This is a genomic window from Pseudomonas sp. (assembly GCF_049653025.1).
GTDB lineage: Bacteria > Pseudomonadota > Gammaproteobacteria > Pseudomonadales > Pseudomonadaceae > Aquipseudomonas.
Genome location: NZ_JBASFM010000001.1, coordinates 36153 through 57291, shown reverse-complemented (window position 1 = coordinate 57291; position 21139 = coordinate 36153). Strand labels below are relative to the sequence as shown.

Annotated in this window: 21 protein-coding genes; 12 read left to right on the top strand and 9 right to left on the bottom strand. The window is 59.6% G+C overall.

Annotated features, from left to right (window positions below; genetic code table 11):
• Positions 1-36: 36 nt before the first annotated feature.
• From WBK23_RS00255 to WBK23_RS00210, 10 genes are all read left to right on the top strand, one after another.
• Positions 37-2412: a penicillin acylase family protein gene (locus tag WBK23_RS00255; protein ID WP_424482009.1), complete on the top strand. Its 2376-nt coding sequence runs from the start codon at positions 37-39 to the stop codon at positions 2410-2412.
• Positions 2413-2429: 17 nt separating this feature from the next.
• Complete coding sequence (locus WBK23_RS00250) at positions 2430-3923, top strand: M20 family peptidase (RefSeq protein ID WP_424482008.1); 1494 nt, start codon at positions 2430-2432, stop codon at positions 3921-3923.
• Between the two features lie 109 nt (positions 3924-4032).
• Positions 4033-4290 carry a hypothetical protein gene (locus tag WBK23_RS00245; RefSeq protein ID WP_424482007.1) on the top strand — a complete coding sequence of 86 codons (258 nt, stop codon included), beginning with the start codon at positions 4033-4035 and terminating at the stop codon, positions 4288-4290.
• Between the two features lie 110 nt (positions 4291-4400).
• Positions 4401-4859 carry an N-acetyltransferase family protein gene (locus tag WBK23_RS00240; RefSeq protein ID WP_424482006.1) on the top strand — a complete coding sequence of 153 codons (459 nt, stop codon included), beginning with the start codon at positions 4401-4403 and terminating at the stop codon, positions 4857-4859.
• 81 nt (positions 4860-4940) lie between these two features.
• Entirely contained in the window at positions 4941-5852 is a 912-nt protein-coding gene (locus WBK23_RS00235; RefSeq protein WP_424482005.1) for a M23 family metallopeptidase, read from the top strand.
• 120 nt (positions 5853-5972) lie between these two features.
• The gene (locus tag WBK23_RS00230; protein WP_424482004.1) at positions 5973-6317 is read left to right on the top strand and encodes a hypothetical protein; all 345 of its coding nucleotides are present in this window, start codon (positions 5973-5975) and stop codon (positions 6315-6317) included.
• Between the two features lie 97 nt (positions 6318-6414).
• Positions 6415-7056 (top strand): Vat family streptogramin A O-acetyltransferase, encoded by a 642-nt coding sequence (locus WBK23_RS00225; RefSeq protein WP_424482003.1) that lies wholly within the window; start codon positions 6415-6417, stop codon positions 7054-7056.
• A 139-nt stretch (positions 7057-7195) separates the two neighbouring features.
• Positions 7196-7405 (top strand): DUF4177 domain-containing protein, encoded by a 210-nt coding sequence (locus WBK23_RS00220; RefSeq protein WP_424482002.1) that lies wholly within the window; start codon positions 7196-7198, stop codon positions 7403-7405.
• Positions 7402-7614: a hypothetical protein gene (locus tag WBK23_RS00215; RefSeq protein ID WP_424482001.1), complete on the top strand. Its 213-nt coding sequence runs from the start codon at positions 7402-7404 to the stop codon at positions 7612-7614. Before WBK23_RS00220 ends, WBK23_RS00215 begins: the two co-directional genes overlap by 4 nt.
• 62 nt (positions 7615-7676) lie before the next feature.
• Positions 7677-7940, top strand: coding sequence for a pentapeptide repeat-containing protein (locus WBK23_RS00210; RefSeq protein ID WP_424482000.1), 264 nt, complete (start codon positions 7677-7679; stop codon positions 7938-7940).
• Positions 7941-8000: 60 nt separating this feature from the next.
• On the opposite strand, the gene WBK23_RS00205 is transcribed toward WBK23_RS00210, so the two are convergent.
• Complete coding sequence (locus tag WBK23_RS00205) at positions 8001-9095, bottom strand: GNAT family N-acetyltransferase/peptidase C39 family protein (protein WP_424481999.1); 1095 nt, start codon at positions 9093-9095, stop codon at positions 8001-8003.
• A gap of 93 nt (positions 9096-9188) precedes the next feature.
• On the opposite strand from WBK23_RS00205, the gene WBK23_RS00200 reads away from it, so the two are divergent.
• Both WBK23_RS00200 and WBK23_RS00195 read left to right on the top strand, forming a co-directional pair.
• Entirely contained in the window at positions 9189-10775 is a 1587-nt protein-coding gene (locus tag WBK23_RS00200) for a RimK family protein (protein ID WP_424481998.1), read from the top strand.
• Positions 10776-10815: 40 nt separating this feature from the next.
• Complete coding sequence (locus WBK23_RS00195; RefSeq protein ID WP_424481997.1) at positions 10816-11766, top strand: magnesium transporter CorA family protein; 951 nt, start codon at positions 10816-10818, stop codon at positions 11764-11766.
• 236 nt (positions 11767-12002) lie between these two features.
• Here WBK23_RS00195 and WBK23_RS00190 read toward each other — a convergent pair whose 3' ends face one another.
• The 8 genes from WBK23_RS00190 to WBK23_RS00155 all read right to left on the bottom strand — a co-directional run bounded on the left by WBK23_RS00190 (position 12003) and on the right by WBK23_RS00155 (position 21085).
• Positions 12003-12902 carry an ABC transporter permease subunit gene (locus WBK23_RS00190; protein WP_424481996.1) on the bottom strand — a complete coding sequence of 300 codons (900 nt, stop codon included), beginning with the start codon at positions 12900-12902 and terminating at the stop codon, positions 12003-12005.
• The gene (locus tag WBK23_RS00185) at positions 12899-13780 is read right to left on the bottom strand and encodes an ABC transporter permease subunit (protein ID WP_424482019.1); all 882 of its coding nucleotides are present in this window, start codon (positions 13778-13780) and stop codon (positions 12899-12901) included. The genes WBK23_RS00190 and WBK23_RS00185 overlap by 4 nt, the downstream gene beginning before the upstream one ends.
• A gap of 26 nt (positions 13781-13806) precedes the next feature.
• Positions 13807-14949 carry a polyamine ABC transporter ATP-binding protein gene (gene potA, locus WBK23_RS00180; protein WP_424481995.1) on the bottom strand — a complete coding sequence of 381 codons (1143 nt, stop codon included), beginning with the start codon at positions 14947-14949 and terminating at the stop codon, positions 13807-13809.
• 52 nt (positions 14950-15001) lie between these two features.
• Positions 15002-16093 (bottom strand): polyamine ABC transporter substrate-binding protein, encoded by a 1092-nt coding sequence (locus tag WBK23_RS00175; protein ID WP_424481994.1) that lies wholly within the window; start codon positions 16091-16093, stop codon positions 15002-15004.
• A gap of 67 nt (positions 16094-16160) precedes the next feature.
• Positions 16161-17258 carry an extracellular solute-binding protein gene (locus tag WBK23_RS00170; protein ID WP_424481993.1) on the bottom strand — a complete coding sequence of 366 codons (1098 nt, stop codon included), beginning with the start codon at positions 17256-17258 and terminating at the stop codon, positions 16161-16163.
• Between the two features lie 159 nt (positions 17259-17417).
• Positions 17418-18788 (bottom strand): aspartate aminotransferase family protein, encoded by a 1371-nt coding sequence (locus WBK23_RS00165; protein WP_424481992.1) that lies wholly within the window; start codon positions 18786-18788, stop codon positions 17418-17420.
• 94 nt (positions 18789-18882) lie between these two features.
• Positions 18883-20241, bottom strand: coding sequence for a glutamine synthetase family protein (locus WBK23_RS00160; RefSeq protein ID WP_424481991.1), 1359 nt, complete (start codon positions 20239-20241; stop codon positions 18883-18885).
• A gap of 91 nt (positions 20242-20332) precedes the next feature.
• Positions 20333-21085 (bottom strand): gamma-glutamyl-gamma-aminobutyrate hydrolase family protein, encoded by a 753-nt coding sequence (locus WBK23_RS00155; RefSeq protein WP_424481990.1) that lies wholly within the window; start codon positions 21083-21085, stop codon positions 20333-20335.
• Positions 21086-21139 lie beyond the last annotated feature (54 nt).

Genomic DNA, 21139 nt, shown 5'->3' with positions numbered 1-21139 from the left:
CGCACAATGCGCGCAAACCTATAACAAGGAAGACCCATGAAACGCACCCTGACTGCCCTTGCCGTGATAGTCGCCGCCACTGCCGCCGGCGCGTACTGGTACCTCGACAGCAAGCAGCCGCAACGCGCGGGCGAGCTGAGCCTGAGTTCACTGCAAGCGCCGGTCACGGTGGATTACGACGAGCGCGGCGTGCCGCATATCCAGGCGCAGAACGAGGCCGACATGTACCGCGCGCTGGGGTATGTGCACGCCCAGGATCGCCTGTTCCAGATGGAAATCCTCCGGCGCTTGGCCCGAGGCGAGCTGGCGGAGATTCTCGGCAGCAAGCTGGTCGACACCGACCGCCTGTTCCGCACCCTGGGCATTCGCGAGCACGCCGACCGCTACGCCGCCAAGATGGACATGAACACCCCAGCGAGCCAGGCGCTGCAGGCTTATCTGGATGGCATCAATCAGTACCAGGCCAGCCGTCCGGCACCGCTGGAGTTCGACGTACTGGGCATCGACAAACGCCCCTTCACCGCGGCCGACACCCTCAGCGTCGCCGGCTATATGGCCTACAGCTTCGCCGCGGCGTTTCGTACCGAGCCGGTGCTGACGCATATTCGCGACCAACTGGGTGCCGACTACCTCAAGGCCTTCGACCTCGACTGGCACCCGCAGGGCGTGGTCGGGCAGAACCTCGCCGCCGGCGACTGGCAGGACCTCAATGCCATCGCCGAGCTGAGCCACGCCGCGCTGCTGGATGCCGGCCTGCCGCAGTTCGAGGGCAGCAACGCCTGGGCGGTATCCGGCAGTCGCACCGCCAGCGGCAAACCGCTGCTGGCCGGCGACCCGCATATCCGCTTCGCTGTGCCGTCGGTGTGGTACGAAGCCAACCTCAGCTACCCCGGTTTCAGCCTGTACGGCCATCACCAGGCGCTCAACCCGGTGGCGTCGCTGGGGCATAACCGCGACTTCGCCTGGAGCATCACCATGTTCCAGAACGACGATCTCGACCTGATCGCCGAGAAAACCAACCCGGACAACCCCAACCAGGTCTGGTACCGCGGCCAGTGGGTCGAGCTGCAAAGCCGCCAAGAGCAGATCAGGGTCAAAGACGCCGCGCCGGTCAGCCTGACCATCCGCCGCTCGCCCCACGGCCCGATCATCAACAGCGCCCTGGGCGAAACCGTTGGCAGCACGCCGATTGCCATGTGGTGGGCGTTTCTCGAAACCGAGAATCCGATCCTCGACGGCTTCTACCAGCTCAACCGCGCCACCAGTCTGGATAAGGCCCGCGCCGCCGCCGAACATATCGAGGCACCGGGGCTAAACGTGGTGTGGGCCAATGCCACGGGTGATATCGGCTGGTGGGCGGCGGCGAAACTGCCGCGCCGCCCGGCCGGGGTCAACCCGAGCTTTATCCTCGATGGGGCCAGCGGCGAGGCGGAAAAGGACGGCTACTACCCGTTTAGCGCCAACCCGCAGGAAGAGAACCCGGCGCGCGGCTATATCGTCTCGGCCAACTACCAAACCGTGTCGCCGACCGGCATGCAGATTCCCGGCTACTACAACCTGGCCGACCGTGGCCAGCGCCTGGATGATCGCCTTAGCGACAACAGGGTGAAGTGGGATCTGAGCAACAGCCAGGCTCTGCAACTGGAGCCCGGCACCGGCTACCCGCCGCGCCTGCTCGCACCGCTGGCCACCGACCTGCGCGCCGCCGCCAGTGATGCCGAAGAGAAAGCCCTGGTCGAGCAACTGCTGAGCTGGGATGGCCAGCACACGCTCGACGCCACTGCCGCCACGCTGTTCAACCAGCTGGTTTATCAACTGACGCGCGCCGCCATGGCCGACGAGCTGGGCGATGCCTTCTTCACCAACCTGCTGCAAACCCGCGTGCTCGACAGCGCCCTGCCGCGCCTGGCCGCCGATGCCAACTCGCCGTGGTGGGACACGCGCGGCAGCGATGCCGTGGAAAGCCGCGCCGCTACCGTCAAGGCCGCCTGGCAGGCCAGCCTCGCCCACTTGCGCAGCACCTTGGGTGCCGACGCCACTCAATGGACCTGGGGCAGCGCCCACACCCTGACCCACAGCCACCCGCTGGGCCAGCAGAAGCCGCTGGATAAACTATTCAACGTCGGCCCATTCGCCGCACCGGGCGGCCACGAAACGCCGAACAACCTGTCGCAACCGGTCGGCCCTGCGCCCTGGTCAGTGGTTTACGGCCCCTCGACCCGCCGCCTGATCGATCTGGCCGACGCCAGCACAGCCCTGGGCATCAACCCGGTGGGCCAGAGCGGCGTGCTGTTCGATGCGCATTATCAGGACCAGGCCGAGCGCTATATGCGCGGCGAGTATGTGCCGATGCACCTGGACGCCGAGGCGATCAAAGCCAATAGCCGTAGCCAGCTGATTCTTCGTCCTTAAGCGCCCAGGAGCCTGCCATGAAACGCCTGTTAGTGGTCGCATCGATCGCCCTGCTCGGCCTGATTGCCGTAGTCGTCGGCCGCACTCTGCTGCTACCGGCGGCCGCCATCAACAGCGCGCCGGTTAGCCTGCCAGAAGGGCTGGATGGCCAACGTGCAGCTGAGAGTTTGGCCGCCGCGATTCGCCTGCCAACCCTGTCGCATCAGGTCGGCACACCGGCCAGTCAACAGGCCGCCAGTGACGCGGCGTTTGCAGGCCTGCGTGCCTGGCTCGCGCAACGCTACCCGCACCTGACTGCGACTACCGAGCAGCTGGCCACCGGCAGCCCGAGCATCCTGCTGCGCTGGCCGGGCAAGGACAGCCAGTTGCCCGCTGCCCTGCTGATGGCGCACCAGGATGTGGTGCCCGTTGCACCAGGCACCGAAGCGCTGTGGAGCCATCCGCCGTTCTCCGGGGCGATTGCCGATGGCTTTGTCTGGGGCCGCGGTGCCATCGACAGCAAGGGCTCGATGGTGGCGATTCTCGAAGCGGTGGAAACCCTGATCGCCCAGGGATTCCAGCCGCAACGCGATGTGCTGCTGGCCTTTGGGCACGATGAAGAAATCGGCGGCCACCAGGGCAACCGGCGCATTGCCGCGCAGTTGCAGGCACAGGGCAAACGCCTGGCCTGGGTCAGCGATGAAGGCGGCTTTGTCGTGCGCGGGCAGATCCCCGGCGTCAGCCAGGATGTGGCCGTGGTCGGCATCGCGGAGAAGGGCTACGTCAGCCTGACCCTGCAAGCCAACGCCCAGGGCGGTCACTCCTCGCAGCCGCCGGCCTTCGATGAGACCGCCATCGGTCGCCTGAGCCAAGCCTTGCAACGGGTGGGCGATGCACCCTTCCAGCGCGGTTTTGATGGCCCTACCGGCGATCTGCTGGCCAGCTTCACCCCGGCGCAATCCTTCGGCTATCGATTGATCTTCGCCAACCTCTGGCTATTCGGCCCGCTGGTGGAACAACAACTAGCCGCCTCCCCAGCCGGTGCCGCGCAGCTGCAAACCTCGCTGTCACCCACCCTGCTGCGCGCCGGCATCAAGGAAAACGTGCTGCCACCCACCGCCCGCGCCACCCTTAACCTGCGTATCCACCCACGCGACAGCATCGCCAGCGTGACCGAACACGTGCGCAGCGCCGTGGCGGACGAGCAGATTCAGGTCAAAGTCATGCCCGCCGGCCGCGAGCCCTCGGCGGTTTCCGACGTCAACGGCGCAGCCTACAAACAGTTCGCCGAAGTGATCCGGCAGAGCTTCAGCAACACCCTGGTCAGCCCCAACCTCACCGTCGGAGGTACCGACTCGCGCTACTACGAACCGCTGACCGACAACATCTTCCGTTTTAGCCCACTGCTGATGGAACGCGACGACCTGCCACGCATGCACGGCACCAATGAGCGTGTGGCCATCGAGACGTTGGCCAATGCCAGCGGGTTTTATTACCGGCTGCTGCAGAGCCTGAACACCCCGGCCGACTAGACCGCAAACCGCGCGAGGGGTGCAACGCCCCTCGCCCGCGCCAAGGCTTGAGCCATCCGTCGGACACAGGCAGACTGCCAGCAGGACACTGCCACTGACGGGGCACGATATGGATGTTGTAGAAAGCCTCACGCCGCGCATCAGCGACGCCGAGCGGTATAAAAGTAAACCAGCTAAACCGCGCGCCAAACTGCTTGAACAACAAGCGGTGATCTTTGCCGTGCGCATCCACTTCCACGAAAAAGACCTGCAACTGGCGGTAAAACCGGCCAGTGGGAAATGTCATCCCGAGAATAAAGTTTGGTTACCGGCCTACGAGGCAGCGGTACAACTTGGCCTGCAAGAACGGATCATTCACTCGCAATGATCATATATGGATACACGATAGCTAGATTTTGACGCTTATTCCTAACAATGGAAATAATGTGCATATCTGGCCACGCACCTAATTAATAGTTAGCAATCTGAGTTACGACCATGACACGCATACAACAGGCAACGCCGAGTGATGTAGCAACACTTCTTTCACTCGTAGCCGATTATTGGAGCTTCGAGGGTATTAGCGGATTTGAACAAGAGCGCGTCGCGACACAGTTAACTCGCTTACTCTCAAACCCAGATCTTGGGGCTGGCTGGATTGCAATTGTGGATGGGGTAGTGGTTGGTTATCTGCTTGCAGTCCATGTATTTAGCCTTGAGCACTTGGGTCTTACAGCAGAAGTCGACGAATTCTTCGTATCGTCTTCACAACGTGGAAGTGGTATTGGCGCAGAACTTCTTAAAAATGCCGAATCTGAATTCATACGGCGGGGGCGTACAAATATTTCGCTTCAATTATCGCGCAGCAACAATTCCGCTCGTAAGTTCTACCATAGCTTGGGATATACCGAGAGATCAGGGTATGAGCTCCTCGACAAAGTATTGGGTAACTGCTAACAACTGCCTCAAGTCGTTTACCTTGCTCACTAGGGCCCGGCTAAAGTCCGCCCATTAACCAAACGTTAGGGAAAACTTTCGGTGAAAATAAGCGAGCTGTGCATTGCCAGTTTTTTGCTTGTGACACTATTCACCTGCAACTCATTCGGCCAAGAAATTTATAAACATAAGGATAACAATGGCAAGTGGGCTTTTAGTGACAAGCGGCCTGCAGGAATACAAGAAGCAGAAAGCTTAGAATATAAAGAGCACAAAAAATCGACTCAGAAACCCATGGTGTATACGAAAAGCCACGATGGCTGGAATTATTTGGTAGCGTACAACCCCTATCATGCACCCATTGAATTTAAAGTGCTCTCTTCAGCTTTTGAATCCGGCTCGCATACCTATGTCGCACCCAGTGCGAAACAAGAAATACTCTACAAAAGCCAAACTGTGATTCCAGCATATCGTTACGGCTGGCAACTGGGCGACCCAGCGACCCGGGAAACTGACTATCCGTATAGGTTCCCCATGTCATCGAAAATGATGCACGAGATAACTCAATCGTTTAACGGTGCGTTTTCCCATACAGATGAACAAAATAACTATGCTGTCGATATTTCGATGCCAGTTGGTACTCACATAAGCGCAGCCAGGGATGGCACGGTCATCTGGACAAAGGATGACTACCACATGAGCGGTAGAACCGAATACTTTCTTGATAAAGCAAACTATATAAAAATCTTACATGCGGACGGTACATATGCCGTATATGCGCACATACTCATGGGCAGCGCCAACGTCCAGCCTGGAGACAAGGTTATCGCTGGAGACATTCTCGCCCGGTCTGGCTCGTCGGGGTATTCAACAGGCCCTCACTTACATTTCGTAGTCCGCAAAAACATAGGTTTAAAGACAGTTTCCATACCTTTTATGTTTGCTGGCCAGAATGGAAGTCCTTTTACGCCAAGACAAGGCATGAGATTAGACGGCGTAGCGAAAAGCCCCTGACAATGCTGTCGCTACGCGCCGTAATTGTGGGCTGCCTCGCCACTTTAGCCAAACGCCACTCCATAAAATGCATCACGCAACGGTTTATAAGCCCAGCCACTTTCGTGGGAAATTCAACGCATGAAAAAACCACAGCACAGCAACAATGACGTCAAAGACGCTCGCGAACGGTGGTTATCCGCAAGTGAGTGCGCCACGAAAATTGCCGCTGAACTATTCCAACCCGGCTCAGGTTATGCTGACCCCGATGCAAGAGCGGCCGAAGAGCATCGACTGCATTTGGCAAGGCACGAAGCTGAACGTTTGTTTCGGGAATACCATGACCTGGATAAGCGCGAAACTGAAGGCAGGATTTTTGCCTTGCAGAACTCGCAGCGCTTAGCCACTTGGGCATCATTTGCTGTGGCCGCCGTGGTTGGCATTGCTACGGTTGCCGATGTTTTAATTAGAATATTAAACAACTGAGCCTCGTCCGACATTGCGCCTAACAGGCGGTTCAAGTCGCTCGCTCAGGACCGGCTAAAGCCGGCCTCTTACCTATCGTTAGCCATGGGAGATCGTTATGCAGGGACCTGACCCAAAGAACACGCACCCTATGGATGGCTTTACACAGATATGTTTCATAAAAAACACCATCAAGAATCCTAACATTCTCGTCGGCGACTACAGCTACTACGATGATCCGGAAGACTCGGAAAACTTCGAGCGCAATGTTCTTTATCACTTCCCGTTCATCGGCGACAAACTGATCATTGGCAAGTTCTGTGCTATCGCACGGGGTGTTAAGTTCATCATGAACGGGGCCAATCATAAGCTTTCAGGACTATCGACTTATCCGTTTCAGATCTTCGGCAATGGCTGGGAAAAGGTTATGCCCAAGCCCGGCGATTTGCCTTATAAAGGCGACACGGTGATCGGCAATGATGTGTGGATCGGTTATGAGGCGCTGATCATGCCCGGTGTCACCATCGGCAACGGAGCCATTGTCTCCTCGCGCTCAGTCGTGGTCTCAGACGTTCCCGCGTACACGATCGTTGGCGGCAACCCGGCCACCGCGATCAAACAGCGCTTTGCGCCTGAGACGGTCGCCACCTTGGAGTCCCTGGCATGGTGGGATTGGCCAATTGAAAAGATCACCCAGCATCTAGCGCTAATCGTGGCCGGGGACATTGAAGCATTGCGCCATGGTGCCGCCCATACCTAACAAGTCGCTCACAGGGACGGGCTAAAGCCCGCCCTTAGATTAATCGTTAAGCACCGCAAACCTCTTTCGACAGCCAATAAAGGCCAGCACTACGTACATAAGCACCAAATGGTCCAACCCACCCACCAAGGAGCAACACATGGAATACAAAGTCGTGATTTATCAGGAAGGCATGCTGGGTTCGCTGCTGTTGGGCGGCTCCAAAGTCAACCCGGTGAAGTTCAGTGAGTTTCTGAATATGAACGCCAAGCAAGGCTGGCGGGTAACCACCATGGAGAAGGACATCCGCCGTATGTTGCTGCTGTGGAAGCGTGAGGCCTACGTGGTGATTCTTGCGAGAGAAGTATGAAGACCGGTTCGATCATCTGCCTGGCGCTGTTTATCCTGGGTTCGTTGTTATCGCTGGCGCAACTGTGGTTTGAGCCGCTGACGGCTGAAGTGTTTACCAAGCTGATCGTGACGCTGGTGATTCTCTTCGTGGTCGTGCTGGGCGTTACCCTGGTCAGAAATGAATACATCGAAAACAAGAAGATGAAAGACTCCGGGCATATCGACTAAGCCTGCCTGGCAACCGGCCGCAACAGCGGTCGGCGGCCCCAACCCGACCAAGGCGCTACAGCATGCCAAACAACAGCCTGAACCATCACGATGCCCAGCTGGCGCATTCGTCATTCAGCGATGTCGACCTGAGCGAGTCACGCTTTGTCGGGGTCAATCTACGTGGCACCAGCTTTACCGATGTGGCGCTTAGCGGTGCGCGCCTGTGCAATGTCTGCCTGGCCGATGTCTGCGTCGAGGATGCCAACCTGGAGGGGATGCGCATTGAGGGCGTGCTGGTCAGCGAGCTGTTCGCCGCCTATCGTCGCGAGCGCGGCCAGGCCTGAGGCAATGCCCATGCAGCGCCTCAGCCTGCGCCCGTACCGCCACTGCGCAGCGCTGCTCGGTTAACGGTTGTACAGCACCACCGATGCGCGCAGCTTGTTGCTGCCAAAGCAGCACATCTTGTCGAAATCTGCATGGCTCACCGGCAGGTGCTGGCAGTCGAGCGCCTGGCGGTGCTGGCTGTGGTCGATGTCCGGGTCATGCAGGTAGACGAAATCGTCATCGCAGTCGGTGACGATCACCCAATGCGGGGCTTTCGAGCGGGTCAGGCGGTAGCTGCTGATCAGCACCAGCGGCTGGCCACCCTGCTCCAGTAACAGCGGCACGTTCAACGGGTTGCTGCGTACCTGCTGCACATCGCTCTGCTGCAGTAGCGCACAGAACTCTTCGTGGACCAGGCGCATCAACTGCCGTTTATGTTCGCTGCGCACGCCATTGAGAAACAACGGCCCGGCGATGCTGACGTGCAAACACACCCGAAAGCCTCTGCGCCAGGCCGCCAGGGCCAGCCCCTGCGGGCTGCAGCCGCCATGGCCGGCGGTCATAAACACGGTGGTGGCTTCGCGCCAGATCTGCACTTCTTCCCGACGTTCGGCTTTACGCTGCGGTTGCAGCGCGCTCATGGCCATCAACAGACAGGCCGGGCCGCAGGTAAAGTCGGTGGTCTGCTGGTAATACGGCACCCTGCGGCTGCCGCGCTGCGGGTGCTGACGAATGCGCTTTTCCAGGCGCAATGCATCGGCATGATCTTCGTAGTAGTCGCTGACCACGGCGAAACGCCGGTAGCCATTGCGTTCATACAGGCGAATGGCCGCCAGGTTGTCCGGGCGTACTTCCAGGCGCAGGTAGGCGCAATCGTGCTCAAGGGCAGCGCTTTCGGCCTGTTCCAGCAGCTGTTGGCCCACACCGAGGCCACGCGCCTGCGGGGCAATCGCCAGGGAGTAAAGGCGCGCCAGGGAGGTGCCGCGATGGAACAGCACCAGGGCGTATCCCAGCAACTGCTCCGCGCCCTGGGCCACGATCAGACGGGCGTGGGCGCGACTGATCATCCAGTGGAAGCTGCGCGGCGACAGCCGGTCATGGCTGAAACAGTGGTGTTCCAACTCCAGCAGGGGCAAAAGATCGTCCGGTGTAGCGGTGCGAAATACCAAGTTCATATAGCCGCCGTAAAAGTTGCGTAACGAAACGAGACTTTTCTAAAAGCACGTGCTTAATAGAAAGGGACTTGTACTCCCACGGAACTCATTCACATGTCAGCGGCACAAGCTAGTTTGCGTGAAGCAGTAGAGCAACGGTCGGCACCGGCTCTATCTAAGCCTACTTATTTAACCGAGACAACTCGAAGTTCCAGCCAGCTCATTATTATTGTCGAGCGCAAGGAAGATTGGTCCTCTTACTTGCCCAGCGAAGATGTAATGAGTGCACAGGAGTATTTGGAACAGTCGCGTGAGAGCGAGGCCGGCAAACGTATTCAGGTGATCAACCTGTGCCGCAGCTACAAGTACCTGGGCCATGGTTATTACTGCTCGCTACTGGCTGAGGCGCGCGGCCACCGGGTGATTCCATCGGTACGCACCATCAGCGAGCTGACCCGTAAAGCCCTCTACGGCTTGGCGCTGGATGACCTGGATAAAACCCTGGAAAAGGCGCTGAACAATCACCCTTACAGTAAGACCGAAGGTTTTACGCTTAGTCTTTATTTCGGCAAGACTCATCTCGAACCATTACAGGATTTAGCCCGGCAACTGTTCGAAGTATTTCCCTGCCCGATATTGCTGGTGGAGTTCCGCAATAATAATGGCTGGCATATCGAAGGGATTAAATCCGGTGCACTGCACAAGTTACGTGAAGATCAGGAAGACCAGTTCGCCAACTCACTGGACAGTTTCAGTCGCAAGATCTGGCGGCTGCCGCGCTCACGGCGGTTGGCACGTTATGACCTGGCCATCCTGCATGACCCGGACGAAGCGCTGCCACCCTCCAATGCCAAGGCACTGGAGAGTTTTATCCGCGTCGGCAAGGGCCTGGGGATCGATGTCGAGTTGATCGAGAAGAAGGACTACTCGCGCATCGCCGAATACGACGCCCTGCTGATTCGCGAAACCACCAGCCTCGACAACCACACCTACCGCTTTGCCAAGAAGGCCGAGAGCGAAGGCCTGGTGGTAATGGACGACCCGGCCTCGATCCTGCGCTGCACCAACAAGGTGTACCTGACCGACCTGCTCAAGAGCCACCAGCTGGGCATGCCGGCGACCGAGATTCTGTACAAGGATCGCCCCCAGGAACTTGAACAGGTGGCCGCCCGCCTGGGTTTTCCACTGGTGTTGAAAATCCCCGACGGCTGTTTCTCCCGCGGGGTGATCAAGGTGGAAAGCCATGAAGAGCTGCTCAAGGCCACCGCTGAACTGTTCGAGCACTCGGTGCTGCTGCTCGCCCAGGAGTTCTTCTACACCGAGTACGACTGGCGCATCGGCATCCTCAACCGCAAGCCGATCTTCGCCTGCCAGTACTTTATGTCCAAGGGTCATTGGCAGATTTACAACCACAAGGCCAAGGGCCAGGACATCAACGGCGAGTGCCGCACCCTGGCGGTACACGAAGCACCGCGCGCCGTGGTCGAACTGGCCGTGAAGACCGCCAACCTGATTGGCGACGGGCTCTACGGCGTCGACCTCAAGCAGGCCGGCGACAAGGTGGTGGTGATCGAGGTGAACGACAACCCCAACATGGATGCCGGCATCGAGGACGCCTACCTGCAGGACGACCTGTACGCGCTGGTGCTCGAAGAGTTCATTCGCCGCCTCGAACTGAAACGCCGCGGCCAGGCCTGGTAAATGCGCCGGGCTTGGGTGGCACAGCGCTGAGGAGAGCACGGTGATCAAGAGCTTCCAACTCGCCCACGGCGCGCTGCAGCAGGTCGGGCGCCTCGATGCCGAGGTGATGCTGTTCTGCAACCCAGATGCCGCCGAGCGTGATCTGCTGCTCGACGATTTCAAGCTCGACGAGCACGCGCTGGCCTCCGCGCTGGACCCGGATGAGGTCTCGCGCATCGAGTTTCACCCGGACAATCTGTTCCTGATCTGGAAGCGCCCGGAAAACTATTGCGGCCAGGCCAGTTTCACCTTTGAGGTGTCGTCTTGCGGCCTGCTGTTCTGCCAGGAACGGCTGCTGGTGATCTCCACCGACGCGGCGCAATTGAGTGGTGTGGGCGCACGGCAGCCGCTGCATTCACCGCTGGATGTGCTGCTCGATCTGCTGTTCAACAACATCCATCACTACCTCGGGCACCTCAAGGTGATCAAGTTGGTGGCCCGTGAGCTGCAACAGAAATTCAACGCCTCGATGGAGAACCAGCATCTGGTACAGATGTTCAACCTCAGCGAGAGCCTGATCTATTACATCAACGCGATTCACAGCAACGGGGCGGTGTTGACGCGCCTGCGCAACCACGCCGAGAAACAGCACTTCAGCGCCGATGCGATTGCCTTGATCGACGACCTGATCATCGAAAACAACCAGTGCTACAAGCAGGCGGAAATCTACTCGACAGTGTTCGCCGGCTTGATCGATGCACGCGGCAACCTGATGAACAACAGCACGAACGGCCTGCTGCGCAAGCTGACCTTGATCAATGTGGTGTTTCTGCCGCTCAACCTGATTGCCAGCATTGGTGGCATGTCCGAATTCAGCATGATGACCAGCGGCATTCCCTGGTGGCTGGCTTATCCCGCCTTCCTGGTGGCGATGGGCCTGACCGGCGGCCTGGTGATACTCGCCCTTAAGCGCATGGCACCGCAAACCTCAAGCCTGAGCCAGGCCGGCTGAATACCGCAGATTGCGCGGGCAACGCGCCGCGCCAAAACGACGGATGGGAGATGAAACACGCATGAGCAATACAACAGCCGGGTGGCTGCTGGTCAGCCTTATCGTCCTGTTCGGGGTGGTCAGCTTCTTTATCGACCACGGCCGAACCCACAAAGACGGCAACGATGCATGACTGACGTTTGTTCAGGCAAAAAAAAGGGCCACCGCAGTGACCCTGTTCATTACTCAACCGCTGATCAAGCCGTGGCATGCACCTGCGACGGGTCGCGGCGGCTGTCCGGGCCGTTCAGCAGGGCGGCACCGGTGGTTTCGTCCATGGCCTGCTGCAGGGCCTTCTTGCGCTTCTCTTCGGCACGATGGGCGAAGAACCAGACCAGGAAGGTGGCGAGCGACACCGCCAACAGGATCAGGCTGGCGACTGCGTTGATTTCCGGCTTCACGCCCAGACGCACGGCGGAGAAGACTTCCATCGGCAGGGTGGTCGAACCCGGACCGGAGACGAAGCTGGCCAGTACCAGGTCGTCCAGCGACAGGGCAAAGGACATCATGCCGCCGGCCGCCAGTGACGGCGCGATCATCGGAATGGTGATCAGGAAGAACACCTTCCACGGCTTGGCACCGAGGTCCATGGCCGCTTCTTCGATCGACAGGTCCAGCTCACGCAGACGCGACGACACCACCACCGCCACATAGGCGGAACAGAAGGTGGTGTGGGCGATCCAGATGGTCAGGATGCCGCGCTCGGCAGGCCAGCCAATCAGCTGGGCCATGGCCACGAACAGCAGCAGCAGCGACAGACCGGTGATCACCTCGGGCATCACCAACGGTGCGGTGACCAGGCCGCCGAACAACGTGCGGCCCTTGAAGCGGGTGACACGGGTCAGCACGAAGGCGGCCGTGGTACCCAGCGCGACGGCGGCAATCGCGGTGTAGCAGGCGATTTCCAGCGAGCGCATCACCGAGTTCATCAGCTGGGTGTTGTCGAGCAGGCCGACGTACCACTTCACCGACCAGCCGCCCCACACCGTAACCAGGCGCGAGGCGTTGAACGAGTAGATCACCAGGATCAGCATCGGCAGGTAGATAAACGCCAGACCGGCCCACAACATAAAGTTGGAGAAACTGAAACGCTTCATGGCCGGCCCTCCATCTCTTTGGCTTGGCTGCGGTTAAACAGGATGATCGGAATGATCAGGATCGCCAGCATCACCACGGCCAGGGCGGAGGCTACCGGCCAGTCGCGGTTGTTGAAGAACTCCTGCCACAGCACCTTGCCGATCATCAGGGTCTCCGGACCGCCAAGCAGTTCAGGAATCACGAACTCACCGACCACCGGGATAAACACCAGCATGCAGCCGGCGATGATGCCGTTCTTGGCCAGTGGCACGGTGATTTTCCAGAAGCTGTTGAACGTGCTCGAGCCCAGGTCCGCCGCAGCTTCCAGCAGGCTCTGGTCATGCTTGACCAGGTTGGCGAACAGCGGCATCACCATAAACGGCAGGTACGAATAGACGATACCGATGTACACCGCCAGGTTGGTGTTGAGGATCTGCAGCGGCTCGCTGATCACCCCCAGCCACATCAGGAAGGCATTGAGCAGGCCGTTGTTGCTGAGGATGCCCATCCAGGCATACACGCGGATCAGGATCGCCGTCCAGGTCGGCATCATGATCAGCAGCAACAACACCATCTGCTTGTCCTTGTCGGCACGGGCAATGGCATAGGCCATCGGGAAGCCGATGACCAGGCAGAGCGCGGTGCTGACCGCGGCCATCTTCAACGAGCCGAGGTAGGCGGCCAGGTACAGCGCATCCTCACCGAGGAAGATGTAGTTACCCAGGTTGAGCACCAGCGTGAGCTTGTTTTCCACCCAGGTGTACACGTCGGTGTACGGTGGAATGGCCACGTCGGCTTCGGCGAAGCTGATCTTCAGAACGATGAAGAACGGCAGCATAAAGAACAGGAACAGCCAGAGAAAGGGCACCCCGATGACCAGGTGCCGGCCTCTGGGCATACGGCGGCTGATGCTTTGGATTATGTTCATGAGCGCAATGCCACCCCGCTATCGTCCTCCCACCAGACGAACACTTCGTCGTCCCAGGTCGGCCGTGCGCCACGCCGTTCGGCGTTGGCCACGAAGGACTGGACGATCTTGCCGCTCGGCAGCAGCACGTGGAACACCGAGTGGCCGCCGAGGTAGGCGATGTCGTGCACCGTGCCGCGCGACCAGTTGTGCTCGCAGGTCGGCTGCTCGGTGGTGACCAGCAGTTTTTCCGGGCGAATGGCGTAGGTGATGCTCTTGTCCTGCACCGAGGTGCTGACGCCGTGGCCGACGTAGATATTGCGTTCCAGGTCAGGGCTGGCGATCAGCGCATGGCCTTCCATGTCCTCGACCACCTGGCCGTCGAACAGGTTGACGTTGCCGATGAACTCGCAGACCAGGCGGCTGGTCGGGGTCTCATAGATGTCCACCGGGCTGCCGATCTGGGCGATCCAGCCGAGGTGCATGATGGCGATGCGCTGGGCCATGGTCATGGCCTCTTCCTGGTCGTGGGTCACCATCACGCAGGTCACGCCGACGCGTTCGATGATCTGTACCAGTTCCAGCTGCATCTGCGAACGCAGCTTCTTGTCCAGCGCACCCATCGGCTCGTCGAGCAGCAGCAGCTTCGGTCGCTTGGCCAGCGAGCGGGCCAGGGCCACGCGCTGACGCTGGCCACCGGAGAGCTGGTGCGGCTTGCGCTTGGCGTACTGGGTCATGTGCACCAGCTTGAGCATTTCCTCGACGCGGGCGTCGATCTCGGCTTTCGGCAGGCCATCCTGCTTGAGGCCGAAGGCAATGTTCTGCGCCACCGTCATGTGCGGGAACAGCGCGTAGGACTGGAACATCATGTTGATCGGCCGCTCGTACGGCGGCAGGTCGGTGATGTCGACGCCATCGAGAATGATGCGGCCCTCGGTCGGCCGCTCGAAGCCGGCGAGCATACGCAGCAGGGTCGATTTGCCGGAGCCGGAGCCACCGAGCAGGGCGAAGATTTCGCCTTTGTTGATGGTCAGGGAGACATCATCAACCGCGATGGTTTCGTCGAACTTCTTGGTCACACGCTCGATCTTGACCAGCACCTCTTTCGGTTGCTGATCACCCTCGAGAACCTTTTTATAGGCACTGGAAGCAACTGCCATTACCAAACTCCCGCAAAAGTAGCGCCCGGCCACGCTGGCCGGGCGTTTGAAATTATTGGCCCGACTTGACCTTGGTCCAGCTCCGGGTCATCAAGCGTTGTACTTTCACCGGCATCTCCGCCGAAATGAACAACTTGTCCAGCACCGCTTGTGGCGGATACACCGACTCGTTATTGCGCACGTCCTGGTCCATCAGCTCGCCCGCCTTGGTATTGGGGTTGGCATAGCCGACGTAATCACTGACCCCGGCAATCGCCGCCGGCTCCAGCAGATAATTGATAAAGGCGTGAGCCTCTTTGGGGTTGCCGGCATCCACCGGGATGGCGAGCATGTCGAACCACAGGTTGCCGCCCTCTTTGGGGATGGCATAGCCGATTTCGATGCCCTTGCCGGCCTCTTCGGCGCGATCGCCGGCCTGCAGGATGTCACCGGAGAAGCCGACTGCGACGCAGATATCGCCGTTGGCCAGGTCACCGATGTACTTGGAGCTGTGGAAGTAGGTCACGTACGGGCGCACGGCCAGCAGCTTGGCTTCGGCCTTGGCGTAATCCGCCGGGTTGGTGCTGTTCGGGTCGAGGCCCAGGTAGTTGAGCATGGCCGGGATCATCTCGTCGGCCGAGTCGAGGAAGCTGACGCCACAACTGGCGAGCTTCTGCATGTTTTCCGGCTCGAAGACCATCGCCCAGGAGTCGATCTTGTCGACGCCGAGCACGGCCTTGACCTTGGCCACGTTGTAGCCAATGCCGTTGGTGCCCCACAGGTACGGCACCGAATACTGGTTTCCGGGATCGTTGATCTCCAGCTGTTTGAGCAGCAGTGGGTCAAGGTTCTGCCAGTTCGGCAGCTGACTGCGGTCGAGCTTCTGGAACGCGCCCGCCTTGATCTGCTTGCCGAGGAAATGGTTGGACGGCACCACCAGGTCGTAGCCGGAACGGCCCGCCAGCAGTTTGCCTTCCAGGGTCTCGTTGGAGTCGAAGACGTCGTAGAGGGCTTTGATGCCCGTAGCCTTCTGGAAATCGGCCAGGGTGGTTTCGCCGATATAGTCGGACCAGTTGTAGACCTTGACCACCGGTTCAGCGGCTTGCACGGCGCTAACACTGATGGCGGCGGCCAGCAAACCCGCCAGAAGAGGAGTACGACGCATAAAGATTCCTTATTGTTGTAGGTAGCTGCGGCGGGCGAACCCACCGCAGCCGGTTATTGCTATGGCATTAACGACCCGACTTGATCTTGGTCCAGCTGCGGGTCATCGCGCGCTGCGCGTTGGCCGGCAGGTCCGGGAAGGTGTAGATCTTGGCCATGGTCGCGGCATCCGGGTAGATGCCTGGATCGGTACGCAGCACTTCGTCAACCAGCGGCGTGGCCGCGGCGTTACCGTTAGGGAACTGGACGAAGTTGGTGATGTTGGCCATGACTTCTGGCTTCATCAGGTAGTTGAGGAACACGTGTGCGGCTTCGACGTTCTTCGCATCGGCCGGGATGGCCATCATGTCGAAGAAGCTGCCAGCCCCTTCTTTCGGGATGCTGTAAGAGATGTTCACGCCGTTCTTGGCTTCTTCAGCTCGCGACTTGGACTGGTACAGGTCGCCCGAGTAGCCGATGGCCACGCAGATGTTGCCGTTGGCCAGGTCGCCGATGTACTTGGAGCTGTGGAAGTAGGAGGTCGACTTGCGGATTGAGAGGAACAGCTCTTCGGCTTTCTTCAGCTCGCCGGCATCGGTGCTGTCCGGCTTGAAGCCCAGGTAGTTGAGGGCGGCCGGGAGGATTTCGGTCGGCGAATCGAGGAAGGACACGCCGCAGTCTTTCAGCTTGGCGATGTTTTCCGGCTTGAACACCAGGTCCCAGGAATTGACCGGGGCGTCGGCGCCCAGCGCGGCCTTGACCTTGTCGACGTTGTAACCGATACCGATGGTGCCCCACATGTAGGGAATCGAGTACTGGCTACCCGGATCGCTCGGGTCCAGGGCCTTGAGCAGGTTGGTGTCAAGGTTCTTCCAGTTCGGCAGCTTGGACTTGTCCAGCTTCTGGAACACGCCGGCTTTGATCTGCTTGGCCAGGAATGGGTTGGACGGTACGACGATGTCATAACCGGAGCTGCCGGCCAGCAGCTTGGCTTCCAGGGTTTCGTTGCTGTCGAAGACGTCATAGACGACTTTGATGCCGGTTTCTTTCTGGAAGTTGTCCAGGGTGTCTTCTGCGATGTAGTCCGACCAGTTGTAAACGTGCAGGACCTTGTCGTCCGCGTGTGCGGCACTTACTACGGCCCCGGCCAGGGACAACGCGAGAAGGGTTTTGCCGAATTTTTTCATGCGTACAGCTCCTGTTGTTGTAGTCGTTATCCGAAAGATGCGCAGCCATCTGCGTCACCTTCCGGTGAGCCTGACCCACGCATTGGCGCAGTCTGGCAAGGTCACCGCACTGTTGACAACATTCAGACGTAACCGCCTGAAAACAAAGGCTATTGCGCCTTACCCAAGAACCTCTTCTGCCGTCAGATCGAGGCACTTGCGGATTTTTTCCAGCAGTTCGTCGATCTCCGCCTGACTGATCACCAGCGGTGGCGAAATGATCATGGTGTCGCCCACGGCGCGCATGATCAGACCGTTATTAAAGCAGTGCTTGCGGCACACCATGCCAACACCCACATCCCCGGAGAAACGCTTACGGCTGGCCTTGTCCTGCACCAGCTCGATTGCACCGAGCATGCCGACGCCACGTACCTCACCCACCAGCGGGTGATCGGCCAGCTCACGCAGACGCTTTTGCAAGTACGGTGCCGTTTCTGCCTTGACCCGCTCAACAATCTTTTCTTCACGCAGAATGCGCAGGTTTTCCAGGGCCACCGCGGCAGCCACCGGGTGCCCGGAATAAGTAAAGCCGTGGTTGAAGTCGCCGCCCTGGTTGAGCACCTCGACCACCTCATCGCGCACGATCAGGCCGCCCATGGGGATATAGCCACTGGTCAGGCCCTTGGCGATGGTCATCATGTCCGGGGCGTTGCCGTAGAAATCGCTGCCGAACCATTCGCCGGTACGGCCGAAACCGCAGATCACTTCATCGGCCACAAACAAAATATCGTATTTGCCGAGGATTTCGCGGATGCGCGGCCAGTAGCTGGCCGGCGGAATGATCACGCCGCCTGCGCCCTGGATCGGCTCGGCGATAAAGGCCGCGACGTTGTCTTCGCCGACTTCGAGGATCTTCTTTTCCAGCTGATCGGCGGCCCAGATACCAAATTCCTCAGGGCTCATCTCGCCGCCTTCGCCGAACCAGTACGGCTGCGGGATGTGCACGATGCCCGGGATCGGCAGGTCACCCTGCTCATGCATGTACTTCATGCCGCCCAGGCTCGCGCCCGCCACGGTGGAGCCGTGGTAGCCGTTGATCCGGCTGATGATCACCTTCTTGCTCGGCTGACCTTTGATCGCCCAGTAATGGCGCACCATCCGCAGCATGGTGTCGTTGCCTTCGGAGCCGGAGCCGGTGAAGAACACATGGTTCATGCCAGCCGGGGCCAGTTCGGCAATCGCCTTGGCCAGCTCCAGCGCCGGTGGCGTGGCGGTCTGGAAGAACATGTTGTAGTACGGCAGTTCTTGCATCTGCTTGGCGGCGGCGTCTGCCAGTTCTTTGCGACCATAACCGATGGCAACACACCAGAGCCCCGCCATGGCGTCGAGGATCTTGTTGCCTTCGCTGTCCCACAGGTACACGCCATCCGCCTTTGTGATGATGCGTGGGCCGTTTTCCGCCAGCTGCTTGAAATCGCTGAACGGCGCGAGGTGGTGATCGCGGCTCATGGCCTGCCACTCGCGGGTTTTCGGGTTGGTCACTGGCTTCATAACAACACCTTGATTACGCGGGCCGCGCGTGGCGTCCCGATTAAATTCTGAGGGCTGGCTGGCGCAGGGATCACCCGCGCCGGCCAGCGATTTGTTACACCGACAACAGCAGGAACTCACGTTCCCAGGAACTGATCACGCGCTTGTAGTTCTCGTGCTCGGCGCGTTTAACCGCGACGTAGCCACGCACGAACTTGTCGCCCAGGTACTTCTCGGCGTCCTTGCAGGCTTCCATGCGCTCCAGGGCGCTCTCGATGGTCACCGGCAGGGCCAGGTTGCGGCGCTCATAGCCACGGCCCTTGACCGGCGCGCTCGGCTTGAGGTCGCCGACCATGCCCATGTAGCCGCACAGCAGCGAGGCGGCCAGTACCAGGTAAGGGTTGGCGTCGGCACCGGCCAGGCGGTTTTCCACGCGGCGGTTCTGCGGCGTGGCTTCCGGTACGCGCAGGCCCACGGTGCGGTTCTCTTCGCCCCACTCGACGTTCACCGGTGCCGAGGTATCCGGCAGGAAGCGGCGGAACGAGTTGACGTTCGGCGCGAACAGCGGCAGCAGCTCGGGGATGTACTTCTGCAGGCCACCGATGTGCTGCATGAACAGCTCGCTCATGCTGCCGTCTTCGTTGGAGAACAGGTTCTTGCCGGTCTTGATGTCCACCACACTCTGGTGAATGTGCATCGCGCTGCCCGGCTGATCGGTGATCGGCTTGGCCATAAAGGTGGCGGCCACGTCGTGCTTGAGCGCGGCTTCACGCATGGTGCGCTTGAACACGGTGATCTGGTCGGCCAGGTGCAGGGCATCGCCGTGACGGAAGTTGATTTCCATCTGCGCCGGGCCGTCTTCGTGGATCAGTGTGTCGAGGTCCAGCTCCTGCAGCTCGCACCAGTCATAGACGTCCTCGAACAGCGGGTCGAATTCGTTGGCGGCGTCGATGGAGAACGACTGACGACCGACTTCCGGGCGACCTGAGCGGCCCATCGGCGCGACCAGCGGGAAGTCCGGGTCACTGTTGCGCTTGGTCAGGTAGAACTCCATTTCCGGCGCGACGATCGGCTTCCAGCCCTTGTCGGCGTACAGCTTGAGGATGTTCTTGAGGATGTTGCGCGGCGACAACTCGATCGGGTTGCCCTGCTTGTCGAAGGTGTCGTGGATCACCATCGCAGTCGGCTCGATGGCCCACGGCACTAGGAACACGGCGTTCTCATCCGGACGGCAGAACATGTCGATGTCCGCCTCGTCGAGCAACTCGTAATAGATGTCATCCTCGACGTAGTCGCCAGTCACGGTCTGCAGCAGCACACTCTCGGGGAGGCGCATGCCCTTTTCGTCGAGGAACTTGTTGGTCGGCGAAATCTTACCGCGGGCAATGCCGGTAAGATCGCTGATCATGCATTCAACTTCGGTGATTTTGCGTTCTTTAAGCCAGCTCGAAAGCTGGTCTAGTTTGGTGCTCATAGAGACCTCAGGGTTGTAGAGCGGCTTCTGCGGACCGGTTAAAGCCTAGCGAAACATTGGGGTTTCACCGCCTGCCGGTTGCCTCACCTACTCAGCGTTGCCCCGCCTTCTTCCTGCAAGCCTCACCAAAGGCCTGGAAGATGGCGAGATAATTCGGGTTGGATCGTACCTGCCATTCGGGGTGCCATTGCACCCCCAATGCGAAGCTTTTGGCACCTTCGACGGAGAAGGCTTCGATCAACCCGTCAGGCGCCAGTGCTTCTACGCGAAGGCCCGGCGCCAGACGCTGTACGCCCTGGCCATGAATGGAATTAATCAGAAACTCGTCCGGCAAGCCGATGCTGGCGAGCAACCCGCCCGGCTGCACATGCAGCGCGTGACGCGGGCCATACTGCTTTTCTATGGGGGTGTCTTCGGGCTCACGGTGATCCATGTAGCCGTCGACCTCATGCACCTTCTGGTGCAGGGCACCGCCAAAGGCCACGTTCATTTCCTGGAAGCCGCGACAGATCCCGAGCACCGGAATGCCCTGAGCAATAGCTGCTTTAATCAGAGGTAGTGTGGTGCTGTCGCGGGCCGCATCATGCAGGGTGCCGGCATCGCTGGCAGGGCCGCTGTAATGATGGGGCTCGACATTCGACGGTGAGCCTGGAAACACCAGACCGTCGATATGCTGCAGCAGGTATTGCTGGTCGATCTGCTCGCCCAACGCCGGAATGATCACCGGCATGCCGCCGACCACGGTAACGATGGCCTGCAGGTATTTATCACCTGCGGTGTGATAGATGTTGTGCCCGATCTGCTTGGTGCAGGCACTAACGCCGATAATCGGCTGGCGCGACATGAGACACCCGTTTTATTGCTGTTATGGGTTTCGACCGAGCTTAGCCTTGTTCAT

Bases quoted from the DNA above. Each gene is read 5' to 3' on its own strand.
- WBK23_RS00255 (WP_424482009.1), top strand. From the start codon at position 37: ATGAAACGCACCCTGACTGCCCTTGCCGTGATAGTCGCCGCCACTGCC.
- WBK23_RS00250 (WP_424482008.1), top strand. From the start codon at position 2,430: ATGAAACGCCTGTTAGTGGTCGCATCGATCGCCCTGCTCGGCCTGATT.
- WBK23_RS00245 (WP_424482007.1), top strand. From the start codon at position 4,033: ATGGATGTTGTAGAAAGCCTCACGCCGCGCATCAGCGACGCCGAGCGG.
- WBK23_RS00240 (WP_424482006.1), top strand. From the start codon at position 4,401: ATGACACGCATACAACAGGCAACGCCGAGTGATGTAGCAACACTTCTT.
- WBK23_RS00230 (WP_424482004.1), top strand. From the start codon at position 5,973: ATGAAAAAACCACAGCACAGCAACAATGACGTCAAAGACGCTCGCGAA.
- WBK23_RS00225 (WP_424482003.1), top strand. From the start codon at position 6,415: ATGCAGGGACCTGACCCAAAGAACACGCACCCTATGGATGGCTTTACA.
- WBK23_RS00220 (WP_424482002.1), top strand. From the start codon at position 7,196: ATGGAATACAAAGTCGTGATTTATCAGGAAGGCATGCTGGGTTCGCTG.
- WBK23_RS00215 (WP_424482001.1), top strand. From the start codon at position 7,402: ATGAAGACCGGTTCGATCATCTGCCTGGCGCTGTTTATCCTGGGTTCG.
- WBK23_RS00210 (WP_424482000.1), top strand. From the start codon at position 7,677: ATGCCAAACAACAGCCTGAACCATCACGATGCCCAGCTGGCGCATTCG.
- WBK23_RS00205 (WP_424481999.1), bottom strand. From the start codon at position 9,095: ATGAACTTGGTATTTCGCACCGCTACACCGGACGATCTTTTGCCCCTG.
- WBK23_RS00200 (WP_424481998.1), top strand. From the start codon at position 9,189: ATGTCAGCGGCACAAGCTAGTTTGCGTGAAGCAGTAGAGCAACGGTCG.
- WBK23_RS00190 (WP_424481996.1), bottom strand. From the start codon at position 12,902: ATGAAGCGTTTCAGTTTCTCCAACTTTATGTTGTGGGCCGGTCTGGCG.
- WBK23_RS00185 (WP_424482019.1), bottom strand. From the start codon at position 13,780: ATGCCCAGAGGCCGGCACCTGGTCATCGGGGTGCCCTTTCTCTGGCTG.
- potA (WP_424481995.1), bottom strand. From the start codon at position 14,949: ATGGCAGTTGCTTCCAGTGCCTATAAAAAGGTTCTCGAGGGTGATCAG.
- WBK23_RS00175 (WP_424481994.1), bottom strand. From the start codon at position 16,093: ATGCGTCGTACTCCTCTTCTGGCGGGTTTGCTGGCCGCCGCCATCAGT.
- WBK23_RS00170 (WP_424481993.1), bottom strand. From the start codon at position 17,258: ATGAAAAAATTCGGCAAAACCCTTCTCGCGTTGTCCCTGGCCGGGGCC.
- WBK23_RS00165 (WP_424481992.1), bottom strand. From the start codon at position 18,788: ATGAAGCCAGTGACCAACCCGAAAACCCGCGAGTGGCAGGCCATGAGC.
- WBK23_RS00160 (WP_424481991.1), bottom strand. From the start codon at position 20,241: ATGAGCACCAAACTAGACCAGCTTTCGAGCTGGCTTAAAGAACGCAAA.
- WBK23_RS00155 (WP_424481990.1), bottom strand. From the start codon at position 21,085: ATGTCGCGCCAGCCGATTATCGGCGTTAGTGCCTGCACCAAGCAGATC.